This is a genomic window from Psychrobacter sp. TB20-MNA-CIBAN-0197 (assembly GCF_040309765.1).
GTDB lineage: Bacteria > Pseudomonadota > Gammaproteobacteria > Pseudomonadales > Moraxellaceae > Psychrobacter > Psychrobacter submarinus.
This window is the reverse complement of record NZ_JBEOPC010000169.1, coordinates 1-379: the sequence shown is the minus strand read 5'-3', so window position 1 is coordinate 379 and position 379 is coordinate 1. Positions and strand designations below refer to the sequence as shown.

The 379-nt window shown below is 41.7% G+C and carries 1 protein-coding gene; it reads right to left on the bottom strand.

Going from position 1 to position 379, the window contains the following annotated elements; genetic code table 11:
* On the bottom strand, positions 1 to 379 hold a 379-nt coding region (locus tag AAEY83_RS13160), incomplete at both ends, for an aminotransferase class V-fold PLP-dependent enzyme (RefSeq protein ID WP_351059416.1).

The following is a 379-nucleotide window of genomic DNA, read 5'->3' as shown; positions in this document are numbered from 1 at the left end:
CCTTATGAGCTGTTAGCTCTGCAAAGTAGGTAATACTATTTGCGGCAATAATATAAGGCGCTACAGAAGGGGTGCCACCCCAAAACTTGAGCGCACTGGCGTTATATTCAAAGTGGTTAATATCGAACTCAAATGGATTTTGATGCGAAAACCAACCCACATCTTTAGGCTCACAATACTCTATTTGATTTTTGTTAACCCATAAATAAGCTGCACCTGGGCCACCACATAACCATTTAACGCTCGAGCCAATCATAAAGTCCGCATCGAGCACGCTTAAATCAAGCGGTATAACCCCCGCTGACTGAGCAACATCAACTATTGATAAACTATTGGTTAATTTACTTATAGCTACAATATCGTATACAGGCGCCTGTAC